20 protein-coding genes and 1 tRNA gene are annotated in these 25,744 nt (G+C 64.1%); 12 read left to right on the forward strand and 9 right to left on the reverse strand.

Annotated features, from left to right (window positions below; translation table 11 throughout):
• Positions 1-32 precede the first annotated feature (32 nt).
• The 4 genes from ABIC17_RS06905 to proC all read left to right on the forward strand — a co-directional run bounded on the left by ABIC17_RS06905 (position 33) and on the right by proC (position 2,347).
• Positions 33-617 (forward strand): TspO/MBR family protein, encoded by a 585-nt coding sequence (locus tag ABIC17_RS06905; RefSeq protein WP_354280328.1) that lies wholly within the window; start codon positions 33-35, stop codon positions 615-617.
• A 19-nt stretch (positions 618-636) separates the two neighbouring features.
• On the forward strand, positions 637-924 hold the full coding sequence (locus tag ABIC17_RS06910) for an accessory factor UbiK family protein (RefSeq protein WP_354280330.1): 288 nt from the start codon (positions 637-639) through the stop codon (positions 922-924).
• A 105-nt stretch (positions 925-1,029) separates the two neighbouring features.
• Positions 1,030-1,533: a type III secretion system chaperone family protein gene (locus tag ABIC17_RS06915; protein ID WP_354280332.1), complete on the forward strand. Its 504-nt coding sequence runs from the start codon at positions 1,030-1,032 to the stop codon at positions 1,531-1,533.
• A 34-nt stretch (positions 1,534-1,567) separates the two neighbouring features.
• Positions 1,568-2,347: a pyrroline-5-carboxylate reductase gene (gene proC, locus ABIC17_RS06920; RefSeq protein ID WP_502958427.1), complete on the forward strand. Its 780-nt coding sequence runs from the start codon at positions 1,568-1,570 to the stop codon at positions 2,345-2,347.
• Positions 2,348-2,366: 19 nt separating this feature from the next.
• Here the strand turns inward: proC and ABIC17_RS06925 are convergent, their stop codons facing one another.
• Positions 2,367-2,855, reverse strand: a complete 489-nt coding sequence (locus ABIC17_RS06925; RefSeq protein WP_354280336.1) for a MarR family transcriptional regulator — start codon at positions 2,853-2,855, stop codon at positions 2,367-2,369.
• A 72-nt stretch (positions 2,856-2,927) separates the two neighbouring features.
• Between ABIC17_RS06925 and ABIC17_RS06930 the strand changes: the two genes are divergently transcribed.
• The 4 genes from ABIC17_RS06930 to ABIC17_RS06945 all read left to right on the forward strand — a co-directional run bounded on the left by ABIC17_RS06930 (position 2,928) and on the right by ABIC17_RS06945 (position 9,694).
• Positions 2,928-4,079 carry a branched-chain amino acid aminotransferase gene (locus ABIC17_RS06930; protein WP_354280338.1) on the forward strand — a complete coding sequence of 384 codons (1,152 nt, stop codon included), beginning with the start codon at positions 2,928-2,930 and terminating at the stop codon, positions 4,077-4,079.
• Between the two features lie 63 nt (positions 4,080-4,142).
• A tRNA-Gln gene (locus ABIC17_RS06935) sits at positions 4,143-4,217 on the forward strand.
• 917 nt (positions 4,218-5,134) lie between these two features.
• Positions 5,135-8,047 (forward strand): TonB-dependent receptor, encoded by a 2,913-nt coding sequence (locus tag ABIC17_RS06940; RefSeq protein ID WP_354280340.1) that lies wholly within the window; start codon positions 5,135-5,137, stop codon positions 8,045-8,047.
• 123 nt (positions 8,048-8,170) lie between these two features.
• A complete protein-coding gene (locus ABIC17_RS06945; protein ID WP_354280342.1) occupies positions 8,171-9,694 on the forward strand; it encodes a tryptophan halogenase family protein in 1,524 nt (507 codons plus the stop codon).
• A 307-nt stretch (positions 9,695-10,001) separates the two neighbouring features.
• Here the strand turns inward: ABIC17_RS06945 and ABIC17_RS06950 are convergent, their stop codons facing one another.
• The 4 genes from ABIC17_RS06950 to ABIC17_RS06965 all read right to left on the reverse strand — a co-directional run bounded on the left by ABIC17_RS06950 (position 10,002) and on the right by ABIC17_RS06965 (position 15,174).
• Complete coding sequence (locus ABIC17_RS06950; RefSeq protein ID WP_354280344.1) at positions 10,002-12,887, reverse strand: TonB-dependent receptor; 2,886 nt, start codon at positions 12,885-12,887, stop codon at positions 10,002-10,004.
• A 56-nt stretch (positions 12,888-12,943) separates the two neighbouring features.
• Entirely contained in the window at positions 12,944-13,180 is a 237-nt protein-coding gene (locus ABIC17_RS06955; protein WP_354280346.1) for a hypothetical protein, read from the reverse strand.
• Positions 13,181-13,738: 558 nt separating this feature from the next.
• On the reverse strand, positions 13,739-14,182 hold the full coding sequence (locus ABIC17_RS06960) for an NIPSNAP family protein (protein ID WP_354280348.1): 444 nt from the start codon (positions 14,180-14,182) through the stop codon (positions 13,739-13,741).
• 104 nt (positions 14,183-14,286) lie between these two features.
• Positions 14,287-15,174, reverse strand: coding sequence for an alpha/beta hydrolase (locus ABIC17_RS06965; RefSeq protein ID WP_354280350.1), 888 nt, complete (start codon positions 15,172-15,174; stop codon positions 14,287-14,289).
• A gap of 360 nt (positions 15,175-15,534) precedes the next feature.
• Between ABIC17_RS06965 and ABIC17_RS06970 the strand changes: the two genes are divergently transcribed.
• A complete protein-coding gene (locus ABIC17_RS06970; RefSeq protein WP_354280352.1) occupies positions 15,535-15,711 on the forward strand; it encodes a hypothetical protein in 177 nt (58 codons plus the stop codon).
• Between the two features lie 64 nt (positions 15,712-15,775).
• Here the strand turns inward: ABIC17_RS06970 and ABIC17_RS06975 are convergent, their stop codons facing one another.
• Together ABIC17_RS06975 and ABIC17_RS06980 are read right to left on the reverse strand one after the other, a co-directional pair.
• Positions 15,776-16,771, reverse strand: coding sequence for a M48 family metalloprotease (locus tag ABIC17_RS06975; RefSeq protein ID WP_354280354.1), 996 nt, complete (start codon positions 16,769-16,771; stop codon positions 15,776-15,778).
• A gap of 195 nt (positions 16,772-16,966) precedes the next feature.
• On the reverse strand, positions 16,967-17,875 hold the full coding sequence (locus ABIC17_RS06980; RefSeq protein WP_354280356.1) for a LysR substrate-binding domain-containing protein: 909 nt from the start codon (positions 17,873-17,875) through the stop codon (positions 16,967-16,969).
• 187 nt (positions 17,876-18,062) lie between these two features.
• Between ABIC17_RS06980 and ABIC17_RS06985 the strand changes: the two genes are divergently transcribed.
• From ABIC17_RS06985 to ABIC17_RS06995, 3 genes are read left to right on the forward strand one after another with little or no spacing between them, the layout of a single operon-like run.
• A complete protein-coding gene (locus ABIC17_RS06985; protein WP_354280358.1) occupies positions 18,063-21,257 on the forward strand; it encodes an efflux RND transporter permease subunit in 3,195 nt (1,064 codons plus the stop codon).
• Entirely contained in the window at positions 21,250-22,413 is a 1,164-nt protein-coding gene (locus tag ABIC17_RS06990; RefSeq protein WP_354280360.1) for an efflux RND transporter periplasmic adaptor subunit, read from the forward strand. The genes ABIC17_RS06985 and ABIC17_RS06990 overlap by 8 nt, the downstream gene beginning before the upstream one ends.
• Positions 22,400-23,812, forward strand: coding sequence for an efflux transporter outer membrane subunit (locus ABIC17_RS06995; protein ID WP_354280362.1), 1,413 nt, complete (start codon positions 22,400-22,402; stop codon positions 23,810-23,812). Before ABIC17_RS06990 ends, ABIC17_RS06995 begins: the two co-directional genes overlap by 14 nt.
• A 22-nt stretch (positions 23,813-23,834) precedes the next feature.
• Here ABIC17_RS06995 and ABIC17_RS07000 read toward each other — a convergent pair whose 3' ends face one another.
• Both ABIC17_RS07000 and ABIC17_RS07005 read right to left on the reverse strand, forming a co-directional pair.
• A complete protein-coding gene (locus ABIC17_RS07000) occupies positions 23,835-24,593 on the reverse strand; it encodes an alpha/beta hydrolase family protein (RefSeq protein WP_354280364.1) in 759 nt (252 codons plus the stop codon).
• The gene (locus ABIC17_RS07005) at positions 24,590-25,741 is read right to left on the reverse strand and encodes a DUF3182 family protein (protein ID WP_354280366.1); all 1,152 of its coding nucleotides are present in this window, start codon (positions 25,739-25,741) and stop codon (positions 24,590-24,592) included. Before ABIC17_RS07005 ends, ABIC17_RS07000 begins: the two co-directional genes overlap by 4 nt.
• Between the last annotated feature and the right edge of the window lie 3 nt (positions 25,742-25,744).

Genomic DNA, 25,744 nt, shown 5'->3' on the forward strand with positions numbered 1-25,744 from the left:
GTCAGTGTAGTTCAATGAGAAGAGGGCACGAGATGGCCACGAACACGGCGGGGAACATGGCGGGCAGCATCGTGTCGCAGAAACAGTTGCGCGCGTCCTTCCTGCGCTGGACCGCGTTGACGGTGCCGGGAATGTTACTGCTCGGCTTCGGTGCGGCGCAGCTTGCGCCCACCGGCAAGAGCAATGCGTGGTACGCCGCGCTCAACAAGCCCGCGTTCAATCCGCCCGACTGGGTTTTCCCGGTTGCCTGGTCGCTGCTCTATGTCATTCTGGGCATCGCGCTGGCGATGATCCTCAATGCACGCGGGGCGCGCCTGCGGACCCCCGCGCTGATCGTGTTCTTTGCGCAGCTGGCGATCAACCTGTCCTGGTCACCGTTGTTTTTCGGGCTGCATCAGGTGGTGTTCGCGCTCGTGCTGGTCGGCCTGATGTTCGGCGTGACGATGCTGATGACGATCCTGTTCTCGCAGGTGCGCGGGCTCGCCGCGGTGCTGCTGGTGCCGTATCTTGCCTGGTTGCTGTTCGCGGCGTATCTCAACTACGAGATTCTGGCGCTCAACCCCGGGGTGGAAACCCTTGCACCCGGTTCGACGACCACCCAGATTATTGCGACATAAGTTCGATTGGAATCCCCAGATGCAAGCCGACAACAAGATCTTCGACGATTTCGCCAAGTTCATCAACGGCGCGGCCGGCACGCTTGCGGGCGTCGGGCGCGAAGCCGAGGCCGGTGCACGGTCGCGTGCGCGCGAATGGATCGGTGGACTCGATTTCGTCTCGCGCGACGAGTTCGAAGTGGTGAAGGCGATGGCGACCGCCGCGCGGGACGAAGCCGATGCGCTGCGCGCGCGGCTCGATGCGCTTGAGGCCAAGTCGGCTGGCACCACGACCACGCCGCCTTCGAGCCCCGCAACCGGAGTCTGACCTCATTTTATCCACAGGAAATTCGCCGGGCGTTCCCACCTATCGCTTGTGTCGTCGCGCCCGAGCGGCCACCCTTTCGGCCGTAACGCGGACGGAGGGCTCGTAATGGTGTTGGATGAAGCCGATTTCGACCGTGACGATGCGGCCCCGATCGACATGCTCGAGAGCTATTTCGCGGCACACGGCTGGGATTACGAGCGGCAGGACGACGAAGTCATCGCCAAGGTCAAGGGCAGCTGGGCGCAATATGAATTGCGCGCGCTGTGGCGGGACGAGGACGGCGTCATTCAGTTCCTGGCGTTCCCCGACATCAAGGTTGCCGACGACAAGCGCCCCGCGATGTACGAGGCCATCGGGCTGATCAACGAGCAGCTGTGGGTCGGCCATTTCGAATTATGGTCGTCGAGCGGCATCTTGTTGTACCGTCACGCCGCGATGATCGACGGCGATGGTGGCACCTTGTCGCTGGGATCGGCCGAGCTGATGGTGGAAAGCGCGATCGACGAGTGCGAGCGTTTTTACCCGGTGTTCCAGTTCATCCTGTGGGGCGGCAAGACCCCCAAGGAAGCGCTCGCCGCGGCGATGACCGAAACCCAGGGCGAAGCCTGAGCCTGTGAGCGAGACCCACGTGGGCCGGATCTGGATGATCGGATGCGGCAACATGGGCGGTGCGATGCTGCGCCGCTGGATCGCGAGCGGCGTGGTGGCGGGTAGCGACGTCGACGTCGTCAACCGGTCCGATCGCGCGCTTCCCGCGGGGGTGCGGCAGGCACGCGATCTGCCGGACGGGCCGTTACCCGATGTCGTGATCCTCGCCATGAAACCACAGCAGGTCGATGACATCGCCGCGCGCTTTGCCGAGCGGCTGGCGGGTGTCGCGATGCTCGTATCAATCCTAGCCGGTGTCGAAGAAGCCGCCCTGTCGACGCGGTTCAAGGCTGGCGCGATCGTTCGGGCGATGCCCAATCTCCCGGTTGCGATCGGCAAGGGTGTCGTTGCGCTTGATAGTGCCAGCGCGTCCGCACCGGCGCGCGCGCTGGCCGAGCAACTGATGCTACCGCTTGGCCTCGTCGAGTGGGTCGCGCCAGCGCAGTTCGACGCGGTCACCGCGCTTGCCGGAAGCGGGCCTGCCTTCCTGTATCGCTTTATTGATTCGCTCGCGGCGGCGGGCGTCGCGCAAGGGTTGCCGCGCGATCAGGCCGAGCGGCTCGCGCTCGCAACCGTGGAAGGGGCGGGATTGTTGGCAGCTTCGGCAAGTGTCGCACCGGGTGCGCTGGCGGATCAGGTCGCCAGCCCTGGCGGATCGACGCGCAAGGGTCTCGATGTGCTCGACGCCGACAAGGCGCTGGACGGGCTGCTGACCGAAACGATTGCGGCGGCGACGCGGCGCAATGCGGAGATGGCTGCGGCGGCGCGAGGCTGAGGCCTGACTGCGTCGCTGGCTAGTCGTGCGGCCCCGACAGGCGGGTTAGGCCTTCCTCGCCGATCATCCCTTCAAGCACCGACCAGAACCCTGTCACTGCGCTCTGGCCAGCGCGGGCATAGGCGCGCGACCAATGTTCGCGCAGCATCTCGAACAGTTCCTGCTCGAGCGCAGTACCCGTTGCCGAGAGCCGCAGCAGTCGCTGGCGACGATCGCGTTCGCCGACGCGAGTCTCGACCAGTTCGCGGTCGACCAGTTCGTTGAGGACGCGCCCGAGCGACTGCTTGGTGATGCCGAGCAGGCTCAGCAATGCGCTGACGGTAAGATCCGGATGCCGCGCGATAAAGTACATCGCGCGGTGATGCGCCCGACCCAGACCCATTTCGCCGAGACGCGCCTCGGTCGCGCGGGCAAGCGTGCTTTGTGCGAAGTATAGCAATTCCATGCCGCGACGAATTTCGGGTTCGCGGAGGAAGAGCGGCGAGGCAGAAGCGATTGCGGTGGCCATTGTTGACCGCGTTTGACGCGTCCCGTACACCCCTTCAACCCCCAAATTGTCGCAATATGTCGCAAGGATATCATGTCGCACACCGATACGCTCGCCAACGCGCCGCTTGCTGATACGTCGTCCGATGGCGCGTCGGCATCGCCGCCGAAATTCGCCTTCGAGCCTAACGCAGCCCCGATCGCCGCGAACGAACGCGCGGCGCAGCTCGTCAACCCCGGGTTCGGCAAGGTCTTTACCGATCACATGGTGACGATCCGCTACAGCGAAGCGGAGGGCTGGCACGATGCCAAGATCACCGCACGCGCGCCTTTCACGATGGATAGCGCGTCGGCGGTGCTGCATTATGCGCAGGAGATCTTCGAGGGGATGAAGGCGTACCGGCTACCCGACGGCGGCGCCGCATTGTTCCGCCCGACAGCCAACGCCGCGCGCTTCCGCGCGTCGGCGGAGCGGATGGCGATGGTGCCGCTGCCCGAGGATCTGTTCGTCGAGTCGGTGCGCGCGATCGTCCGGCAGGAAGCCGACTGGATCCCGAATATTGACGGCGGTGCCTTGTACCTGCGCCCGTTCATGATCGCGAGCGAGGTGTTCCTCGGCGTCAAGCCGTCGACCGAATATCTGTACGCAGTGATCGCCTCGTCGGTCGGTGCCTATTTCAAGGGCGGGGCTCCTGCGGTGACGCTGTGGGTGTCGCAGGATTATACGCGCGCGGCACCCGGCGGCACCGGGGCGGCCAAGTGCGGCGGCAATTACGCCGCCAGCCTGATCGCGCAGGCTGAGGCGACGCGCCAGGGGTGCGACCAGGTGCTGTTCCTCGACGCGGTCGAGCGCCGCTGGATCGAGGAACTGGGGGGGATGAACATCTTCTTCGTGTTCGACGACGGCACGATCCAGACCCCGCCGCTGACCGGCACGATCCTGCCCGGGATCACGCGGGATTCGCTGATCACGCTGGCGCGCGACATGGGGCTGACGGTGCGCGAGGAACCCTATGCGATCGACCAGTGCCGCGCTGACGCGGCGAGCGGGCGGCTGCGCGAGGCGTTCGCGTGCGGGACCGCTGCGGTCGTCGCGCCGATCGGGACGATGAAGCTGGTCGACGGCGCGTTCGACATCGCGGACGGCGGGGCGGGGGAGGCGACGTGTCGCCTGCGCCAGGCGCTGATCGACCTGCAACGCGGCGTCGCGCCCGATCCGCATGGCTGGCTGGAACGCGTAATCTAGGGCTGAAGCGTTTTTTCGGTTTGCAACGGGGCACGCGCAGCTTAAAGGCCTGCGCTCCCGGATTGGGGCGTCGCCAAGTGGTAAGGCAGCGGCTTTTGATGCCGCCATTCGCAGGTTCGAACCCTGCCGCCCCAGCCAGTTTTGCTATAGCATTGATGGTATTCGATAGATCATGAGATGTGCCGGATTGGGCCGGCCATTCAGAATGTCGACGACGCGGCACTGCTATTTACCGGCGCTGCACGCTGTGCGTTCACGATGGTAAGTCTATGACGATAGGACCCAGTCTTCGAAAGACCGATCTGTCCGCTCGCCGAGGGTGAACGCGCAAACCAGGTATCGCGCGAAGTATAGGTTCGCCAGGGAAGCAAGTCGAAGCCCCTGAGCACGCCTTGCTGAAGCTGCACTAAATTGTTTTTCGGGGAAACGCTTCGGTCCCGCGATTCTCACAGTGGTAAACCGCCTCGAGCCGTCGTGACTGCGCGACGAAGCTGTGATCGACGTCACGTATCGGCCGCGGCCGTGCGACTAAAGCAGAACGGGCGAATAGCCGTCGATGGGGGTTGCGATCCGCTTCAGCCACGCTGATGACAGGGCGGGGCGGTGATGTACCAGTTCGGCGCGTATAGACGAACGGCTCGGTGCTTTTGTAGCGTTAGAGGTCAGCGCAGGCCGGATTGCGCCGTCATGGGAATGTCGAGCTTCGGATAGAACTCGTCGTCGTAATGACGGGGGTGCTTTCAGTAGAATGTACGCCAAGATGTTCCCACGTGCTGACGCACAAGTCGCGTTGCGTCCTCGCCGTCTGCTACGCCCCGACCACATCGCGCACCAATCCAATAGCCAGTTCGTTTTCACACGTAGGTTCGGAGTTCCACAATTAAAATCTACGTAGTGTACGGTTCTGTATGTAGATTACTGCTTACATTGTCTTTCTTCTTCTGTTGAGCACTTATAAATTCATGTTTTCATAGGTGAGGATGTCGAGTACAAAGTCCCTGAGCCCGTAAAGGGACAATGGGGGAGGGGATCCGATGAGGAACGACTCACGTATATTGGCTGGCGTCTCTGGGCTTGCGATGGCGATTTGCGGTCTTGCCGCCCCGGCACGGGCACAGACTAAGCCCGATTCGCAAGCCAACGCCACCGCAACGCCAGCAACTGCATCACAGGTCGAGCCGACTGACGAACCCGATGATATTGTCGTGACCGGATTGCGTGGCAGCCTCGCCTCCGCGCAGGCGATCAAGCAGAATTCCGAGCAGCTCGTGGATTCGATCACCGCTCAGGACATCGGCAAGTTTCCCGATACGAACATTGCGGAATCCCTGCAGCGCATCCCCGGCATCCAGATCCAACGCAACCTTGGCGAGGGCAGCGCCGTTGCGATCCGTGGGTTGAGCGAAGTGCGTACCGAACTGAACGGCCACGACATCTTTTCCGCTAATGGTGGCGTGGGGCTGTCGTTCGAGGACGTCGGGCCGGATCTTCTATCCCGCATCGATGTCTACAAGAACGCTTCGGCCGAATTGATCGAAGGATCGCTGGGCGGCACGATCGACTTGCGCACGCGCCGTCCGTTCGACGCGCCGGGACAGATCGCTTCGGCAACGGCGTCGGTAACGCGCTTCGACCTCGCCAAGAAATATGGCTACGGTGGATCCGGGTTATATAGCAATCGCTGGCAGACCGGACTTGGCGAGATCGGCTTCCTGCTCAACGGTTCCTATGGCACGACGGCGTTCCGACAGGATCTCGATCAGGTCGAGCCATATTTGTATCACGGGCCGAACCCGAGCCCGGACGGTTCGCCGGTCCAATCCTCGCCGGTGCCGGGATATGCTACCCAGAACGTCCAGGTTCAGAAGGGCGGTGGCTTTAACGTTGCGGAAGGCGACCGCCGGAGGATCAGCGGCTCGGCGGTGCTGCAATGGCGACCGTCAGCCAATCTTGAGGCCTATGCCCAGGTTTTCACGAGCGATTACCACTTCACCGACACCGGCGTATCCTACTTCGCGACCGACGATGGCGCCGTCCCGACGGGCACCTACACCGTCGAGAATGGCGTGGCGACGTCTGGCTCGCTGGTCAGCCCGGGCGGCTCCACGGTCACCTATGGTGCCAACCGTAAAACCCGTACGACCGATTATTCGACCGGTGCAAAATGGACGATCACGCAGCGGCTGCATCTCGGTGTCGATTATCAGCACATCGACGCGCGAGTCGATCAGGACTCGCTGAACCTGACGATCAACCCCTACACCACGACGACCGGCGCGGCTGGAGCGTTCAATTCGACCTACAATTACACCTTCGACAATCGCGGCAAGTTCCCGACCCAGCTTGCGACCGATCCGGCAACCGGCAAGTCTTCCGATTTCTTTGCCAATCCGGCCAACTACGGCTTCACCGCTGTCCAGCCGACGCGAACCACGAACACCGCCACCGGCGACAGCGTCCGTGCCGACCTGACATGGGATTTCGACGACGGCGGCTTCCTGAAGTCGCTGACAACAGGTGGCCGGTATAGCGGCAAGACCGCAATCAACCGCGAGACCAACATTAACAACTGGCAGACGATCGGCGGCACGTGCGCCAATTGGTCGAGCGCGGCGAATTGCCACAAGGTCTCGGACTTTTCGCAGTTCGTCCAGGTCAATCCGGCACAGGCAACATTGTTGCGCGGGGCCGGCGCCAATTCGGTCTTCGGGTCGGTCCTGCAATGGAACCTGTACGATGCGCTCCACCCCGAGTCCGCGTTCGCGCATATCAAAGAGATCAGTGGCCAAACCATCGGGTTCGCCTCGCTCGACGATCCGACCAAGTCGACCACGAGTTCGGTCAAGGAAGACGATTATGCGGGCTATCTCCGCGCGGCCTTCGGGACGTCGCTGGCTGGGCTCGACTTCGATGGCAACGCGGGCGTACGGTACGTCCGCACTAGCGAAAGCGGGCAAGGCTTTCAGGTCCTGAGCTATCGTACCTCCGGCGGCGAAAACCCGACCAGTGAATCAGTGGTTCAGGCGTTCAATGGCGGGCGCAAATATTCCTACTGGCTGCCCAGCCTCAACCTGCGCTTCCACCTGTCGCCGAAGCTGCAGGCGCGCCTGGCGTTCTCCAAAAACATCTTCCGGCCGACCTTCAACCAACTCAACCCCAGCTTCACGCTGTCCCCAACGTACAATGGGTCCGACGCGACGCCGCAGACGGTCAATCCCGGCCAGCCTTATAACGCGACGACCAACCCGTATCAGGGGTCAGGCTCGGTATCCGGCAATCCCGACCTGAAGCCAGAGCGGGTCACCTCGTTCGACGCGGCGCTCGAATGGTATTTCCAGCGGGCGGGTTTCATTTCGATTACCGGGTTCCGCAAGGACTTGCGCGATCTCATTGCGACGCGGACGTTTTTGCGGACGGAAACGGTGCAGACCGTTGGTGTCGTGCAGTTCAACGTGTCTGCGGTGACCAACGTCACCAAGGGCTATGTCCAGGGCTTCGAAATCGCCGGGCAGAAATTCTTCGATTTCCTGCCGGGAGCACTCTCGGGATTTGGCGTGGCTGCAAACTACACGCTGGCGGACAGCAATGCGGGGAACTTCACCTCGGGATCGCTCGGCGCGCAAACGCAGACCGCGGTTCCACTGATCAACCTGTCCCGCAACAGCTACAATCTGATCGCGCTGTACGACAAATATGGCGTCAATGCGCGCGTTGCCTATAACTGGCGTGACAAGTTCCTTGATTCCCTGAGTGAAGTGGGCGCGGCGACATTGCCGATCTACTTCAAGGCCTACGGATCGCTCGACGCATCGATCAGTTACGATTTCACTAAGCGGATATCGCTGACGCTGGACGGACAGAACCTTATGGATACCGTCAACTACAGCTACCAAAGCCAGGAGCAGTATCTGCGGAATTACCAGATCAACGATCGGCGTGTATCGCTGCGATTGCGCGTGGGGCTGTGATGGCTTGCAGCGACCGAACGGACGGATGAACGCTTTCCCTTCATGGTGGCCACAAGACCCGTGGTCGCCGACTCTCTCCGATGTGACGTCAATGATCGAAACGCAAACGAGACGGGGGAAGCGATGCATGATCAGCCGGTGAAGAGCGTGCTGATCGTCGGCGGTGGAACCGCTGGTTGGATGGCGGCGGCGGTTATCTCAAGGAGCTTTGCGCCCGAAGCCGTGGCGGTAACCGTGGTAAAATCTGCCGAGATCGGCACGGTCGGCGTCGGCGAGGCGACGATCCCGCCGATCCTCCAGCTTAACGCGCTGCTTGGACTGGACGAGGATGAGCTCGTTCGCCGGACCCAGGCGACCTACAAGCTCGGGATCGAATTTTCCGACTGGGGGGCGCTTGGCGAGCGCTATTTTCATCCGTTCGGCAGCCATGGTGCCGATCTTGGCGGGGTTGCGTTCCACCAGCACTGGCTGCGCACCCAAGAAGGCGCTCTGCCCGATTATTCTCTCTGCACGCTCGCAGCCTATGCCGGCAAGTTCGGCCGCCCGAGCGACGACCCGCGCAACGTTTTATCGCGAATATCCTACGCGCTGCACTTCGACGCAGCGCTGTATGCCGCGCTGCTGCGTGACCTGGCGCTGGGCAATGGCGCGATGCAGGTCGAAGGTCGGATCATCAACGCGCCGCTCGACCCCGAAAGCGGCTTCGTCGATCGCGTCGAGCTGGCTGATGGCCGAAGCCTCAAGGCGGATCTCTATATCGACTGTTCGGGGTTCCGCGGGGTGCTGATCGAACAGGCGCTTGGCACCGGCTATCTCGACTGGTCGCACTGGTTGCCGATGAACCGCGCGCTTGCGGTGCCCACCGAGGTCGTGGGGCCGCCGCCGCCTTTCACCCGGTCGCATGCCGAGAGTGCGGGTTGGCGCTGGCGAATCCCGCTGCAGCACCGCGTGGGCAACGGCCACGTCTATTGCAGCGACTTCATCGACGACGACACCGCCGAGGCACAATTGCGCGCCGGGCTCGATGCGCCGACACTTGCCGACCCACGCAAACTCCACTTCACTACCGGACGCAGACGTCTGTCATGGAACAAGAACGTCGTTGCTTTGGGGCTGGCGTCAGGCTTCATCGAGCCGCTAGAGTCGACAAGTATCCATTTGATCCAGCGCGGCATCGTCACGCTGATGTCGCTGTTCCCCGGCAACGGCTTCGCGCAGCCGGAGATCGACCTCTATAACCGGCTGATGCGCGAAGAGGTCGAGCAGGTGCGCGATTTCGTCATCCTGCATTACAAGCAGACGCGGCGCGACGACACGCCGTTCTGGCGGCACACCCGCGCGATGGCGATCCCCGACAGCCTCAGCGAGCGTATGGCGGTGTTCGCCAATCTCGGGCGGGTCATCCTCGAGCCGGGCGAGCTGTTCCGTGACACGAGTTGGGTTTCGGTGATGCTGGGCCAGGGGTTGGTACCGCGCGGGCACGATCCGCTCGCTGACATGCTTCCCGAGGATCACGTCCGTACCCAGCTGCAGCGGATGCGCGCGGTGCTGCGGCAGGGAAGCGCGACGCTGCCGAGCCATGCCGACTTCCTGACCGGCGCGCGTGCCGCCCCCGCGCGCCGGGAGCCGAAACGACGACGAAGCTGACCCGCCGGATGCTCGTCGGGGCAGGATTGGCGATCCCAGCGACGGCGACGCTATTGCCTGCAGGTCGGGCCGACGCCGGGTCAGGCGCTGTCACGGGCGCAAGCTGACCGCTTCAAGCTCGCCTGTCCCACCCAGGAGTTCAAGGCCTTGGACGGATCGATGTTCAACTGGATGGGTAACATTTCGCATCCGCAGCGTGACGGTTGGGCGCTCCAAATAGATTGGCTACTGCGTGGCGCGAATAGTCCCGACCAGACGCACGAGAAACGCCCGTCGGGACCCCATCGGCTTAATCAGCTCCGCGGCGTCAGAACTTCACCCGCACGCCGAAATTGTAGCGCGAACCCGTTTCCTGGAGCAGCAGGAACCGGTCCTCGATCGCCGACCATTCGTCGACCTTCGTGTTGGTCACGTTGACGCCCTGCACATAGACCTGGAAGTTGCGGGTCAGGTCGTAGGCCACGTTGAAATCGAGCTGACCGTAGGACGACCGGTTGCGCGGGCGTCCCTGGCTCGACCGGCATTGCCGCAGATAATCCGACCGCCAGTTGTAGGACGTGCGCGCCGAGATGCCGAACTTCTCGTAGAACACGCTGCCGTTGGCCGAATGCGGCGACAGGCCGTTGTAACCGCAGTCATAGTCGGCAAGCGTCTGGTCGCGTTCCACCTTGCTGTTGACGTAGGTGTAGTTGCCGGTGACGCCGAAGCCCGACGCGAAGCCCGGAAGCCAGTCGAACGCATATTGCGCGCCGACCTCGACGCCACGGATGTAGCCGGTCTGTCCGTTCTGCGTGCGGGTGTCCTGGAACGTACGGCCGAACCGGTTGACCGGGAGCGTCTGGAGTTCGAGGAAGTCGCTGAGCTCCTTGTAGAATGCGCCGACGCTGAAATAGCTGACGGGGGTGACGTACCATTCGACCGAGACGTCGTAGTTGGTCGAGCGGAACGGCAGCAGGTTCGGATTGCCGCCGCTCGACTGCGGCACCGAGATGCGGCCGCCGAAGTCGTTATTGACGCCAAGATCGGTCAGCGTCGGGCGGGTGACCGTCTGCGAGAAGGCCGCACGCGCGAGCAGCTTGTCGGTGACGTTGTACCGGATGTTCGCCGAGGGCAGCGCGTTGACGTAGCTGTTGCTTACCGACACCGCCGTGGGTGGCCCATAGGTGTACTGCAGCGTGTCGTCGCCCGGCGTGTTGGCGATGCTCGTGACGGGGGTGTCGAAGCCCGACGACGTCACCTGCGTCCGGATGACGCGGACGCCGACGTTGCCCGACCAGCGCGGGCCGCCGAACTGCATGTTGATATAGCCTGCGGTCAGGCGCTCCTGGACATTGACCGTGCCGCGAAGCTGTTCCCGGACCCCGAACGGCCCGCCCGGTAGCGCGAGCGCCTGTTGTGCGAACGCAGCCTGTTGCGCGGGCGTGCGGCCGTTGGTCGGGATCGACAAGGTCGCCGGGTCATTGAGATAGGCGAGGAACGCCTGCGGGTCGAACTGGAACAGCGAGGGTGGGATGTTCCGGCCGCCGCCCTGGAAGTTACGCCAGTCGTAGGATTCCAGCAGACCTGCGGCGATCGGGGTCTGATATCCGCAATAGGTGCAGCTCGAATCGCTGTTGTTGAACGAGCGGTTGATCTTGCGCCGCTCGGTATAGGAGCCGCCGATCAACACGGACTTGAGGATCGAATCGTCGACCTGATATTTCGTATCGAGGTGATATTCCGAACCGCGATCCCGCGAGCGATTGGTGTCGATGCCCATGTAATGCAGGCGCATCCGGTTCGGATCGTTGATGATCGAATTGTCGAACGACACGGTCGGCAGCGCGCCGGGGTTCAGGTTGAACTGGTAGCTGTACGGCAGCAACGCGCCGATCACGAGATACTGGTTGGGCGAGATACGGTTGGCGCCGGTGACCGACGCGTCGAGCCGGACTTCGATGTTGCTCGACGGGTTCCACTTGACGTTGCCGCCGATCTGATAGCTCTCGGACTGGCGGTTGGTCAGGTTGTAGACGTGGTCGACCTTGGCATTGAGGCCGTTGTTGGTCAGCCGGTCGCGGTTGTCCGCCAGAAACTGCGGGTTCTGCGCAATGAAGTCGGCGCCGATCATGCCGAGCCCGGTCGCGGTTGCGTTCCCGTCGAAGGTCGGCTGGTAATACGGGGCAGCCAGGAAGTTATCCAGCCGGCGGACTTCCCCCGAAACGTTGAACTTCGAGTACACGCCGTCAACCGTCAATTCGAGCGTGTCGGTCGGCTTGAACTGGACGGCCCCCGCAAGGTTGATCCGCTCGCGCTGTTCCTGCGTGCGCTGGTAATACAGGCTCTGGGGGACGTTGACGTTGCCCGAGCGCGGGTATCGCGCGTCAGCGCCCGTGATCAGGGTGGGGGTGCCGCCGATCACCGAGATGATGTCGGGCCGCCCGTTGATCCAGCCGTCGATCGCGATGGAATCGTCCTGGTTCTTGCGGTTTGTGTACGAGCCCGACAGCACGACGCCAAAGGTCTTGTCGGGATTGGTCCACGACGCCGTGGCCGATGTATCAGGGCCTGCCTTCTTGCGCAGCGTATCGTAAATCGCACCGGCCGACGCCGCAAAGTGGAACCCGCTGCGCCCCGAGAGCGGGCGTGCGGTGATGATGTTGACCGTGGCCCCGATGCCGCCTTCCTGAAGCTCGGGGACGTTCGACTTGAACACGTCGGTCCGCTGAATCATGTTGGACGACAGGACGTCGAACGAGAATTCACGTCCCGGATTGTCGGTCGCCATGACGCGCCCATTGACCAGGACGGTGTTGAATTCCGGCCCGAGACCGCGAACGGTGATGAATTGTCCTTCGCCGCCCGATCGGTCGATCGCGACGCCCGTGATGCGCTGGAGCGATTCAGCGATGTTGGAGTCCGGGAATTTGCCGACGTCTTCTGCGCTGATGCTGTCGACGATCTGCTGTGCGTCGCGCTTCACACGCGCCGAATTGGCGAGGCTGCTGCGGATGCCGGTGACGACGATATCCTCACCAGGGGCAGGGGCGTCCTGGCCCGGTTCGGCGGCCGTCGAGGTTGGTTCCTGCGGTTGGCCGGTGGGGTTGTCCTGGACAGATCCGGGGGTCGGCGCGGTCACATCCTGCGCAAACGCCGGCATGGTGACAAGCGCGCTGCCGAGCAGCAGACAAGCCCGTGCGGAACGAAACTTCATAATCCTCTCCCAGTGTAGGGCAAAACAAGCCCATTCGGTTTTTAGTTATCCCGAGCTTATGGTTGCTCGATGATCGGTTGTTTCGAAGTCACGCAGCCGTAATCAATCCAATGGCTTGTACTGATTGTCGGTTTGACAGCTTTGTCGCTGCCCAGCGTTTCTTCGATGAATGAGATGGCGAAGTTCGATATTTGCCCCGCACGATGCCGGGGTAGGAAAACGCCGCCGCGGTGGCTGGTTACCTTGCCGTGTTGATCGGCAACGAGCGCGCACGCGCGCGATCGCACAGCCACGCCATTCGCCTGTATGGTGGCATTGGATCAGTACGGGGGGCTGCTAAACATGCGGGTTGTGGTGCGGCGACGTTTGCGGCGCCCATCCAGAGAGACGGCTTTGTCAGAAATGGCATGCACGCCGTGCGCGATCGATAGACCGAACCCGGTCGGTTGCGGCGCGCGATCGCGCGTGTGCACCTGATAGCAGCGTCTGTTTTGACCATGCCAGCCCCTCCTTTTGCGACCTCTTCGTGCCGCCGTTAGTGACTGAGTATGTACGTTTATTAAGAATGTAAAGGATTACATATCGCGCTGCTTTTGCCGACGCGGTGGGGCGTTTCGGGGGCATGACGGACGCTGTGGATGCTCTGTGATGCAGGGGGATCAAGCGTTCCCAAACCGCGATCAATTGCTACCACGCCGCAGAGCACCGGCTTCGTGGAACCGACGCCGCTGAGGGTTCGGATGGAGTGGCCCCGAAGCGCAGGTCTGCCCGCGACGTCTCGCACGGTCGAAACCGTCTGACGGCCGTGCCGGGCCTGGCACGGCCGTACTGTAGGATCGTTGACGTGCCGGTCAGCGCGCCAGCGTAAGCGGCGGCGAATAGTCCGTCATAGTCATGAACACGCTGTCGACCTTCGTGACGAGCTTGCCGCCCACTTCGGAGGCTGCAGCCACCGTGCGCCATTCCGGATCTTCGGTGAACGCCTTCCAACTGGCGTCGCGCGCGGCGCGGCTGGGATAGGCCAGCACATAGATCACACGGCCCTCGGGCGAGGCTTCGGCGGGCATCTCGTTCCAATAAGCGACGTTGCGCATCCCGTGCTTCTTGAACAGTCCGAGCGTGTGTTCGCGGAAACGCGCGTTCAAAGCGGCGAGCTTGCCCGGCGCGGGATAATAGGTGCGCAGTTCATAGATCAGCGCCTTAGAATCTGCCGCAGCGGCGTTTGCTGCAGTCACCTGCGCAGATACCGGGACGGCGGAAACGCAGAGCGCCAGACAGGCGAGGGCAAAGCGCATGAATGTGTCCTTGATCAAGAAGGCCTTGGCGTACCCCGCTCGTGTGTTCTCCGCAACGCCGGGGTTCGGGAAGCACGGCAACGGTCGAGCGAGGCAAATGGGATTCAAAGGTTTTTACGTTCCAGCGTAAGCCTGCTGTCCCGGCAGAAGCCGCAAGCGGCACCGACAAACCGTGTTTTCGCGCTTTTCGAGCCCTTGAGCTTCCAGTCCAGCCACGCCGTCACGACTTCCGCAGCGATGCCGCCGTGGGGCTGCATGTAGGTGCCGCCATGCCCTACCGGAATGTTCACCAGAGCCGCCGGGATCGTGCCTAGCCGTCGGTAATCGTCGGTGCCGTTGGCATAGGCGATGTCAGTCGGCCCGCCCAACACATACAGAATCGATCCGTGCAGCGTGGCGAGCAGTGCCTTGTCCGAGACGACGCCGTTGAGCGGGTTGGGGCCGTCTTTGAAAAAGCCGCTGTTCATGACGACGGCGGTGGTGACTCGCGGGTCCTGTGCCGCGGTCAGCGCCTGCAATCCGCCACAACTCCAGCCGGAAACCGCGATCCTGGTCGTTGCGATGCGCCCCTGGAAGGGGCTGCCAACGCGTCCGTTCTCGCGTTGCGCCCAATCCACCGCATCGGTCAGCAGCCGTGTTTCGGTTTCCACCGTGAGTTTGCCGGGAACAGGGGGCGCTGGCGCCGGTCGCGAGGGGCGTGGGAACGTGCCCGACGCGATGACCAGATAGCCGCGCGACGCGATTTCGAGCAGATGGTTCCGCGAACTCGTGCCGTCGGCGCTGCATCCGCCATTGCCGAACACATAGACGGGGAGGGATTTGCGGCCCAATCGTGCAAGGTCCGCCGGCCGATAAACCACGTGATCCGGCAGGTCCGTCCGCTCTTCCATCAATGCGGGGTAGGGGCCGCTGCCATGTTCCACCTGTTGCGCGAAGGCGACCGGCGATAGCGACGTGGCCAGTATTGCCAGTATCAGGCGTTCGATACCCATCTAACCTTCTCCCTGCGGACTCAGGTTTTGTCGGAGTATTGTCGCATTGGAAAGCGGCAATCGGGAACAATACTGCGATGTCCGACCAAGGCTGTTCGTGCGGGTGTACGGGATAGGGCAATTGCCCGGAAGGACGAACCGACCTTAGAACCGGCCTGCCCGTTGGCGATGAGTCCCTGACAGGGGCCAGGCAATGCGATAACGACCGATCGAATGATAGGCCGACATACCCTTGCGACCCTAGCCATATCGGTTCCCGCGTTCGCCGTTGGAGGTGCCGTTTCTCGCTACAGCCTTCGGGCCACCGAAACGCGTTGGCAGATCGCTGCCTTCGTCGGGCTGGCAGTCGGCGTAGAAGCGATGTTGCATCTGAGCGGCCCGAAGCGTGCGTCGATCGTCCGGGGCTCGCTGAATGCGATGGCCGCTGCCGCCGTGATCGTTTCGGTCAAATTCCATCTCGAACCCGGCGCGCGGAAGCACGACACCGCGATCGCGCGGGATGTCGCCCGGACCGTCGTCAACGCTGTGGCCGACTAGGCGGTACCGGCGGGCCGGAACGGAACGCAGCCGCACCCTGCGGCTGCGTCCCCATGCTCGTCCTTCAGGCTGTAACCACGATCTTCACGAGCGTCCCGACTTTCAGGGGCTGGTCCGGGTCCAAGCCGTTGAGGGTGGTGAACCGCTCCTCCCGCAAGTCGGGAAAGGCCATGCGCGCGGACAGCGAGGCGATCGTGTCACCCGAGCGGACGGTGACGATGCGGATCAGCTTGCGGTCCGTCGCTGCGCCATAGGGCAGTCCATCGAGCATCCGGAGGAATGCCGTGTCCTGAACAGGCTGGACTTCCGGTTTACCCGTCGCCGTTGCGAGTTCGACGGCGCGACGCACGCGATCCTCGCCATTGGGATGGGTCGACGCCCAGGTGGGAACCGACCGGGCGGGCGTCCCGGTTGCCTGTGCGCTGAGGCTGGTGGAGGCATCGAGCGCCCCGAGAATGTCGGCGGCGGCAAAGGGGTCGTAGCCCGCGGCCGTCATGTACCGAATGCCGAGCGCATCCGCCTCATACTCCTGGTTGCGGCCGTAGCGGAGCGTATAGAGTTGCGCACCCGTGCCGACGACACGGCTGGCGACATCGCTCTTGGTGACCGCAGCCGCCCCCGCCGCCAGCAGCGCACCTATCGTCGAGCGTGTGTTGCGACTGTTGGCATGGCGTGCCGCGACATGGCCGACCTCATGGCCGAGCACGGAGGCCAGCTCCGCTTCGGAATTCATCAGCGCGAGCAGTTGACGCGTTATGTAGATGTAACCGCCGGGGATTGCGAAGGCGTTTTCCACGGGCGAGTCCAGCGTCGTGACGACGAAATCGCCGGTGGCGTTGGATAGTCCGGACCGGGTCGCCACGCGCTTGCCGACGCGTTCGACGAACGCTGCCTGCGGTCCTGTATAGGCTCCGCCGAACTGCGCGATCAGTTGCGGGTTGGCGGCAGCGCCCTGCTGTCGGTCCGTTGCCGAAATGGAGGAAGACCGGTTCGCCTGTTGCGCATTCGCCGGGTTTGCGATGCTCAGTCCCACGAGCAGGCATGCCATGGCCAGCTTCATACTATGTCCTCTTGTCCGCAGTGGTGAACGGCTACCGTAAATTGCCATTGGGCTGAAAGAACAAGGAAAAACTCGTGTAACGCTGGCAAAGGGGGATGTCCGGGCTTCACGATGGCACAGCGTCTTATGCGCTACCCGAACACGCGCGACCGGACGTCGCCCATGCGCACGACAGATCGTCCGACCAGAATCGTGTTAGCCATCCGCTTGGTTGCATTCTGGCAAACCCCCGACGACGCTCAGAAAGTTGCGTGTCAGCAGTGGTGGCGTGTCTGCGTGGACCAGCCACATCGCCGATGTCGCGCGATCATCCCGCAAGGGGGTGTAGACCAGACCCGCCGACTGCAGCGACGCAAGCGATTCCGCGATGATCGTCACGCCAATGCCGGCGGCCACCAGGCCGAGCAGCGTGGAGACTTCGCGAACATGCTGTGCAACCCGGGGTTCGACGCCAGCGTCGCGCATCAGGTCGAACAGCGCCTCGGTAAAGCCGCCGCTGCGATCGCTTGCGTAGACCACCAGCGACTGGTCGCCCAGGTCGGACAGATGCAACCCCGCGCGCGTCGCCAGCGGATGGTCGGGCCGGGTCGCGACGACGAGCCGTTCGCGCAGGATCAGCGTCGCGGTGAGACCGTGCGGCACAACCGGACGGTCGAAACTTCGCAGGAATCCGAGGTCGAGATCACCGTCCCGGATTGCAGGGATCTGTGCGGTCCCGGCGACTTCATTCAACGACAGTTGAACGTCGGGATAGCGCTGTCGGAACGCGTACAAGGCAGTCGCCACCTGGGGAATGAACGGGGCGGAGGCGTTGAAGCCGATGTTCAACTCGCCGAGTTCACCATTCCCGGCGCGACGCGCGATGAGGACCGCGCGGTCGGCCTCTGCGAGCGTCCGCCGTGCCGCATCCAGAAACAGCGACCCTGCCGACGTCAGCGCGACCCGTCGGCTGGTACGTTCGAGCAGCACGACCCCTAGTTCGTCCTCGAGCAATCGGATCTGCTGGCTGAGTGGCGGTTGGGATATGCCGAGATGTGCCGCCGCCCGCGCAAAGTGGAGATCGGTGGCCACCTGGACGAAGTACCGGAGATGTCGCAATTCCATGATTAATATCTATAACGTCTCAATCGGCCTGGAAACAATATTAGACTTGGTGGAAACAAAGACCGAATGGTGCGGTGCGTCATCGCAATCGGTGGCGTGCAACCTTTCATCAGGCGTCCTCCCCAGGCATGATCGATCGCTCCCAGCGCGGGTCCTTTGCGGGCCAGATCCACGATAGAGGCACCGCATGATCGGGATCGTTCGCGTCGCGTTGGCACGCCCGCTGACCTTCATCGTGATGGCGATCCTGATCGCGGTCGTCGGCATCCTTGCGGCGGTGCGGACCCCGGTCGACATCTTCCCCGACATTCGCGTGCCCGTGATCGCGACCGCCTGGCAGTATAGCGGTCTTTCCCCCGATGAGATGTCGGGGCGCATCATCACCCCGTTCGAACGCGTGCTGACCACGACGGTCAACGACATCGATCATATCGAAAGCCAGTCGCTCCCCGGGATCGGGGTGGTGAAGATCTATTTCCAGCCGGGCGCCGACGTCCGCACCGCGACCGCGCAGGTCACGTCCGTTTCGCAAACGGTGCTCAAGCAGTTGCCGCCAGGCGTCACCCCGCCACTGGTGCTCAATTACAGCGCGTCGACGGTGCCGATCGTCCAGCTCGCGCTGTCGGGGGTGGGGCTGTCCGAAGGCACGATGTTCGATCTTGCGGTCAATCAGGTCCGGCCGGGGCTGGTCACGGTGCCGGGCGCTGCGATCCCGTATCCGTCGGGGGGACGGACGCGCCAGATCCAGATCGATCTCGATCCGGAAGCGCTGCAATCGAAGGGTCTGTCCGCGCAGGACGTCGGCAACGCGATCGCCGCGCAGAACCAGATCAACCCCGCGGGCTTCGCCAAGATCGGTGGTTTCCAGTACAGCGTTCGCCTCAACAACGCGCCGGGATCGATCGAGGAACTCAACAACATCCCGGTCAAGATCGACAATGGCGCGACGATCTACATGCGCGACGTGGCGCACGTCCGCGACGGGTCCGCGCCGCAGACCAACGTCGTCCATGTCGACGGATCGCGCTCGGTGATCATGACGGTCCTCAAGAACGGTGCCACCTCGACGCTCGCGATCGTGCAGGGGATCAAGGACACGCTGCCGAAGATCCAGGAGACGCTACCGCCTGCGCTCAAGATCGTGCCGATCGGCGACCAGTCGCTGTTCGTGAAGGCCGCGGTCGAGGGTGTCGTCAAGGAAGGCATCATTGCTGCGGCGCTGACGTCGCTGATGATCCTGCTCTTCCTCGGATCGTGGCGCTCGACCGTGATCATTGCGATCTCGATCCCGCTCGCGATCCTTGCGGCGATCATCGGGCTGGCGGTCACAGGCAATACGCTCAACACGATGACACTGGGCGGGCTGAGCCTCGCAGTCGGTATCCTCGTCGACGATGCGACGGTGACGATCGAGAACATCAACTGGCATCTCGAACAGGGCAAGTCGGTGACGCAGTCGATCCTCGATGGCGCGGCGCAGATCGTCACCCCGGCGTTCGTTTCACTGCTGTGCATCTGTATCGTGTTCGTGCCGATGTTCTTCTTGCCGGGCGTGGCGGGGTTCCTGTTCGTGCCGCTCGCGCTCGCGGTGGTGTTCGCGATGATCGCGTCGTTCATCCTGTCGCGCACGCTGGTGCCGACGATGGCGATGTATCTGCTGAAACCCCACGCGCAGGGGCATGAGCATGAGGCTGGGGCGCCCGCATCGCGCAATCCGCTGGTCCGCTTCCAGCGCGGGTTCGAGCATCGCTTCGAACGGTTCCGCCTCAGTTATGGCGGGATGCTCGAGCGCGTGCTCGCAGGCCCCAAGCCGTTCGTGATCGGGTTCCTTGCAGTCGTATTGCTCTCGTTCCTGCTGGTGCCGTTCCTCGGGCAGAACTTCTTCCCGGCGGTCGACGCGGGGCAGATGGCGCTCCACGTCCGCGCGCCGGTGGGCTCGCGGATCGAGCAAACCTCGGCGCAGTTCGACCTGATCGAGCGGCGGATTCGCCAGATCATCCCCGCGAACGAGCTTGTCTCGGTGGTCGACAACATCGGGCTGCCGGTGAGCTCGATCAACACGACGTACAACAACTCTGGCACGGTCGGCCCGCAGGACGGCGACATCCTGATCCAGCTCTCGAAAGAGCACGCGCCGACCGCGGATTACGTCCGGCAATTGCGCGAGCGCCTGCCGCGCGATTTCCCCGGTTCGACCTTCTCGTTCCTGCCCGCCGACATCACCAGCCAGATCCTCAACTTCGGCGCACCCGCGCCGATCGACATCCAGATCTCGGGCAAGGACGCCACCGCCAACCAGGCCTATGCGCGCAAGATCCTGCGGCGGATCGCCGCGATCCCCGGCGTCGCCGACGCACGCATCCAGCAATCCGCGCGCTATCCCCAGCTCAACGTGTCGGTCGATCGCAGCCGGATCGGCCAATACGGCCTGACCGAGCGTGACGTCACGACCAGCGTCGCGAGTTCGCTGGCGGGCACGTCGCAGACCGCGCCGGTGTTCTTCCTCAGCCCGGAGAATGGCGTGTCCTACCCGGTCGTCGCGCAGGCGCCCGAGTATCGCGTAGGGTCGATGGACGACCTTGCGAGCATTCCGGTGACGGGTGCCAACGGCAGTTCGCAGGTTCTGGGCGGGATCGGGACGATCGTCCGGTCCAACGGCGCGGCCGTCGTCTCGCACTATAACATCGCGCCGGTGACGGATATTTTTGCGACCCCCGCCGGGCGCGATCTGGGTGCGGTCGCCGGCGACATCAACAAGGTCCTAGCGGAGTTAAAGGGCCAGGCACCCAAGGGTGCGACCGTCACGCTGCGGGGGCAATATGCGACGATGAACGGGGCGTTCTCGGGGCTCGGGTTCGGACTGCTCGGCGCGATCGTGCTGATCTACCTGCTGATCGTCGTCAATTTCCAGAGCTGGCTCGATCCGTTCGTGATCATCACCGCCTTGCCTGGCGCGCTTGCGGGGATCGTGTGGATGCTGTTCGCGACGGGGACGACGCTGTCGGTCCCCGCGCTGACCGGCGCGATCATGTGTATGGGCGTGGCGACCGCGAACGCGATCCTCGTCGTCAGCTTCGCGCGCGAGCGGCTCGCGGATCTGGGCGACGCGACCGCTGCGGCGCTGGAGGCGGGGATGACTCGCTTTCGCCCGGTGCTGATGACGGCGCTCGCGATGATCATCGGCATGTTGCCGATGGCACTCGGGCTGGGCGAGGGCGGCGAACAGAATGCGCCGCTCGGGCGCGCGGTGATCGGCGGGTTGCTGGTGGCGACCTTCGCGACGCTGCTGTTCGTGCCCGTGGTGTTCAGTCTGGTGCACCGCAAGAAGGCTAATGCTGCGGCTTCGCCATCGAACCCGCATTTGGAGAGTGTGCATGTCTGAGCGCGGTCAGGGTCGGTCCCTGAAGACCGTCGGTATCGTCGCGGCGGTGGTGGCGGTCGGCGTCGTCGGTGCCGGCATCGCGACGCGGTCACAGTCGGAGAAGAAGCTCGCGAGCTGGACCAGCGCGCAGGCAACGCCGACGGTCGCGGTCATCCACCCCAAGGCCGCCGGGAGCAGCACCGCGCTGACGCTGCCCGCCACGCTCCAGGCGCTCAACACCGCGCCGATCTACGCGCGGACGAGCGGTTACGTACGCAAATGGTATGTCGACATCGGCGACAGCGTCCGCGCCGGGCAGACGCTCGCGGTGCTCGACGCACCCGAGGTCGATCAGCAACTCGCGGCGGCGCAGGCTGACCTGCAGACCGCGCAGGCGAACCAGCAGCTCGCCGCCTCGACCGCGACGCGCTGGCGCGCCATGCTGAGCAAGGACGCGGTGTCGAAGCAGGAGACCGACGAGAAGATCGGCGACCTCGCGGCCAAGGTCGCGGTGACGAATGCGGCGCGCGCCAACGTTTCGCGGTTTCGCTTCACGCAGGGGTTCACGCGGCTGATCGCGCCGTTCAGCGGCGTCGTCACGACGCGGTCGACCGACATCGGTGCGCTCGTCACCGCGGGCACGGCGGCATCGACGCCGTTGTTCACCGTATCGGATGTCCGCCGGATGCGCGCCTATGTGCGCGTGCCGCAATCCTATTCCGCGCAGGTCCATCCCGGTCAGCACGTTGCGCTGACGTTGCCTGAATATGCCGGGCGGACGTTCGATGCGGTGCTCACGCGAACCGCGGGTGCGGTTGACCAGCGATCCGGCACGGTGCTGGTGGAAGTGCAGGCGGACAATCAGGACCGCGCGCTGAAGCCGGGAAGTTACGCACAGGCGAGTTTCCCGGTCATGGGGGCGAGCGGCGCGATGACGCTTCCGGCCAGTGCATTGATGACGGGGCAGCGCGGCACGCAGGTCGCGCTTGTCGGGCAGGATGGCAAGGCACATCTCAAGAGCATCCAGATCGGCCAGGACCACGGCGAGACGGTCGAGATCAACGCCGGGCTCAAGGCCAGCGACCGGGTGATCGACAACCCGCCCGATGCGCTGGCCGACGGCGACACGGTCAGCGTGGCGCGGGGCGGCGCGGGTGGTGCGCATGCGGCACGTTAAGGTTTGGCTGCGCACGGCGGTCGCGTCGGCAGCGCTCTTGGCGACCGCTGCGTGTTCGGTCGCGCCCGACTATGTGCGCCCCGCCGTCGCACCGCCTGTCGCGTACAAGGAGGCTGGCGTCCCCGGCTGGCAGAATGCCGGCGTCGCCGTGCCGCCGGCAGGGCGCTGGTGGGAGGCGTTTGGCGATCCCGTGCTGAGTGCGCTCGAGGGGCGGATAGAGGCTGGTAATGCGGACCTCGCCGCAGCGGTCGCGCGCTACGATCAGGCGCAGGGATTGCTGCGGCAGGCCCGCGCGGACCGCATCCCACAAGTCAGCGCGGCGACCGACGTCAGCCGCCAGCGGCTTTCGGCCGGGCGTCCGCTGTCGCTTGGCAACGCAGCGACCTACACGCTGGGCACGGTCGGTGCGTCGGTCGATTATGAGGTGGATCTGTTCGGGCGCGTGCGGAACTCGATCCGTTCGGGGCGCGCGAACGTCGCGGCGAGCGCGGCGGACCTGGCCGGCGTGCGGCTCGGGTTGCAGGCGCAACTCGCGAGCATTTATTTCGAGATGCGCGGGCTCGATGCGCGGATCGTGCTGTTGCGCCAGACGGTCGATGCATTCCAACGTGCGTTCACGCTGACCGACACGCGGCACACCGGCGGGATCGCGTCGGGGATCGACGTCAGCCGATCCCAGAACCTGTTGTCGAGCGCCCGGGCGGAACTGGAAGCGGTGTCGGTCGACCGCCAGCGCGACGAACATGCGATCGCGGTGCTCGTCGGCGACGCGCCAGCCGGCTTCGCGATCGGGGTCGTCGAGGCGCAGACCAAACCGCCGGTGGTGCCTGCCGGGCTACCCTCCGCCTTGCTCGAGCGCCGTCCCGACATCGCTGCGGCAGAGCGCCGGGTGGCGGCGGCGAACGCACGGATCGGGGTCGCGCGTGCTGCGCTGTTCCCGAGCATTACCCTGGGGGCTTCCGGCGGGTTCGAGGCTGCGAGTGGCGCGCTGTTCAGCGCGGCGAACGGTTTCTGGGCGCTCGGGCCGCTGTCGGCGGCGGTGGCGGTGCTCGACGGGGGCCGTCGCCGTGGCGGCGTCCAGGTCGCGCGGGGGGAGTTCGACGAAGCGGCCGCTACCTATCGCCAGACTGTCCTGGTCGCATTCCGCGAAGTCGAGGACGATCTGGCGAGCCAGCGCTTCCTCGCCGCGCAGGAACGCGAACAAAGTCAGGCTGCTGCCGCGGCGGAACATACGCGCGAACTCGCGTTGATCCGGTATCGTGATGGTGCGGCGGACTATCTTGAGGTCGTGACCGCGCAAACCGCGGCGCTCGATGCCGAGCGGGCGTTGCTCGATGTCCGCAGTCGGCAACTCCAGACCGCGACCGACCTGATCCGCGCGCTTGGCGGGACGTGGTGATGCGGTCGGTTGCGGCGGCGGCCTAACGATAGGTCAGACGGCTCGCACGGACCATTTCCGCGATCCATCCGGTCAGCAACGTCGAGTAGATCCGCTGATGCTGCGGGTCGCGCATCGCGTGCGTCGCGCCCTGGATGATGCGGTGACTGAGCGAATTGGCCTGTCGGAACGCCGCCTGCATCGACAGCAACGCCTCGCGCGGGATCTGTTCGTCCTTCTCCGATTCGACGATCAGCACGTCGCCGTGGAATTCGGTGCAGGCCGCCAGCGCGCGATCGTTGCCGGGCTGGTGCGGCTGCTGGCGATAGGCACGCACGACTTGCTTATCGAGCATCGCCTTGGGGGTGTCCCAATGTTCGTCCGGGTACAACGCGGGCACCCGCATCGCGAGCCACCGTACCGGCCGTAACGCGGTCAGCAACATGGCGAGATATCCGCCGTAGCTCGTCCCCACCACGCCGACCGCCGACCGGTCGATCATCAGCTGGGCGACGAGATAATCGTAGGCCGCCAGGACATCGTCGAGGCTGTCCTGCCGCGTCACCGTATCCTTGTCGGCGCCGCTGTCGGCATGGCCGCGCAGATCGAAGGTGAAGCAGATGCAGCCAAGCCGTGCCAGTTCCTCGGCGTGCCCGAGGTCCTCCGCCTGATCGCCGCCCCAGCCGTGGATGAACAGGAAGCCCGGCACCGGTGCCTCGGGTTTGAGCAACGTCCCGGCGATTTTCTGACCGCCGACCTGCAACGCGACCTTGCCTTCGTCGACCTTGCTCGGGTCGCTCATGCGAGGCGCACCGCATATTTGGTCATCGCCCCTACCACCGGGTCGGTCCCGTGATAATAGACGATCGCACCGGTCGGCGGCGTGATCAGGTCATAGACTTCGACCGTCGAGCAGCGGACCGAGTGGGTATCTGGTTCGGCCCGGAGCGCCTCGAATGCGGCGATTTCCGCACCGCTGGCACCGCCCACGCGCCATGACTGTTCGAGCACGCCGATCCGGCGGGTTCCCATGTGGTCGGTCCCTTCGATCACATCGTAGTTGCGACGCGTCAGTTTCACCGTCGGATAGGCGCAATGCGCGGCATGGTCGAACATCGCGGCGTATTCGATCGCGCGGACCAGGGACGGCGGAAGATCAAGCGCCGCGAGCGCGTCCAGATCGCCACGAACGACGCACAGATCCGACCCGCCATAGACTTCGCGACCGTGATGATCGGTCGTGAGATTCTGGCTGCCCCAGTAACTGATACTGTCGTCGCCAAGCTGTACCGACCCTACGCTGTAGGTGACGACGTCGGTCAGGTTCGCTTCGAGCACGATGCCATGATGCGCGAGCGTCTCGGGATCTTCCAGCGCCAGCGCGGCGTCGAGCATGGTCTCGTCGTGGACGACGCTTTGTCCAAGGCCAGCCTTGCCGCATACGTCCTTGATCCGCACCGAACCGTTCGCCAGCAGCAGCCGTCCCGCTCGTGCCGCATCGTCACGACTGAACGCGGTATAGCCCGATAGCGCGGCATCGCCGATCATGTCCGCCATTATGTCGGACCAGAGCATCGGACGATCCGCCGCGGCATCGACCAGCGGGTGCGTGATCGCCTTCGTGCCCACGAAGACTGCTGGCACGATCCCGCCCAGAACCGGCGTCGTATCGAGCGCCGCGTCGTGCTGCGATCGATCGAGCGTATCGCCCGGTACCAACAGAATGCTTTCGCCTTGCACCGCGCCGGGTGTCTTCGCCGTCAGGGGGGCGACCCCGAGATAGTCCGCGATCTTCGCCAGCAGGCGTTCGCGACCGACACGGTCATGCTCGTTGCCCGACGGTTGATCGCCGTCGGCAAGCGCAGCTACGCCGGTGTATCGCGGCGCGAACGGATCAGGATGTCGTAGTGAGAAAGTCCGGTCCGTACCGACGGATGTCGTCCCGAGCATATC

This window comes from Sphingomonas sp. PvP056 (assembly GCF_040549155.1).
Classification (GTDB): Bacteria; Pseudomonadota; Alphaproteobacteria; order Sphingomonadales; family Sphingomonadaceae; genus Sphingomonas.

Coding starts and splice junctions, on each gene's coding strand:
- ABIC17_RS06905 (WP_354280328.1), top strand. CDS start 33: ATGGCCACGAACACGGCGGGGAACATGGCGGGCAGCATCGTGTCGCAG.
- ABIC17_RS06910 (WP_354280330.1), top strand. CDS start 637: ATGCAAGCCGACAACAAGATCTTCGACGATTTCGCCAAGTTCATCAAC.
- ABIC17_RS06915 (WP_354280332.1), top strand. CDS start 1,030: ATGGTGTTGGATGAAGCCGATTTCGACCGTGACGATGCGGCCCCGATC.
- proC (WP_502958427.1), top strand. CDS start 1,568: ATGATCGGATGCGGCAACATGGGCGGTGCGATGCTGCGCCGCTGGATC.
- ABIC17_RS06925 (WP_354280336.1), bottom strand. CDS start 2,855: ATGGCCACCGCAATCGCTTCTGCCTCGCCGCTCTTCCTCCGCGAACCC.
- ABIC17_RS06930 (WP_354280338.1), top strand. CDS start 2,928: ATGTCGCACACCGATACGCTCGCCAACGCGCCGCTTGCTGATACGTCG.
- ABIC17_RS06945 (WP_354280342.1), top strand. CDS start 8,171: ATGCATGATCAGCCGGTGAAGAGCGTGCTGATCGTCGGCGGTGGAACC.
- ABIC17_RS06950 (WP_354280344.1), bottom strand. CDS start 12,887: ATGAAGTTTCGTTCCGCACGGGCTTGTCTGCTGCTCGGCAGCGCGCTT.
- ABIC17_RS06960 (WP_354280348.1), bottom strand. CDS start 14,182: ATGCGCTTTGCCCTCGCCTGTCTGGCGCTCTGCGTTTCCGCCGTCCCG.
- ABIC17_RS06965 (WP_354280350.1), bottom strand. CDS start 15,174: ATGGGTATCGAACGCCTGATACTGGCAATACTGGCCACGTCGCTATCG.
- ABIC17_RS06970 (WP_354280352.1), top strand. CDS start 15,535: ATGTTGCATCTGAGCGGCCCGAAGCGTGCGTCGATCGTCCGGGGCTCG.
- ABIC17_RS06975 (WP_354280354.1), bottom strand. CDS start 16,771: ATGAAGCTGGCCATGGCATGCCTGCTCGTGGGACTGAGCATCGCAAAC.
- ABIC17_RS06980 (WP_354280356.1), bottom strand. CDS start 17,875: ATGGAATTGCGACATCTCCGGTACTTCGTCCAGGTGGCCACCGATCTC.
- ABIC17_RS06985 (WP_354280358.1), top strand. CDS start 18,063: ATGATCGGGATCGTTCGCGTCGCGTTGGCACGCCCGCTGACCTTCATC.
- ABIC17_RS06990 (WP_354280360.1), top strand. CDS start 21,250: ATGTCTGAGCGCGGTCAGGGTCGGTCCCTGAAGACCGTCGGTATCGTC.
- ABIC17_RS06995 (WP_354280362.1), top strand. CDS start 22,400: ATGCGGCACGTTAAGGTTTGGCTGCGCACGGCGGTCGCGTCGGCAGCG.
- ABIC17_RS07000 (WP_354280364.1), bottom strand. CDS start 24,593: ATGAGCGACCCGAGCAAGGTCGACGAAGGCAAGGTCGCGTTGCAGGTC.
- ABIC17_RS07005 (WP_354280366.1), bottom strand. CDS start 25,741: ATGCTCGGGACGACATCCGTCGGTACGGACCGGACTTTCTCACTACGA.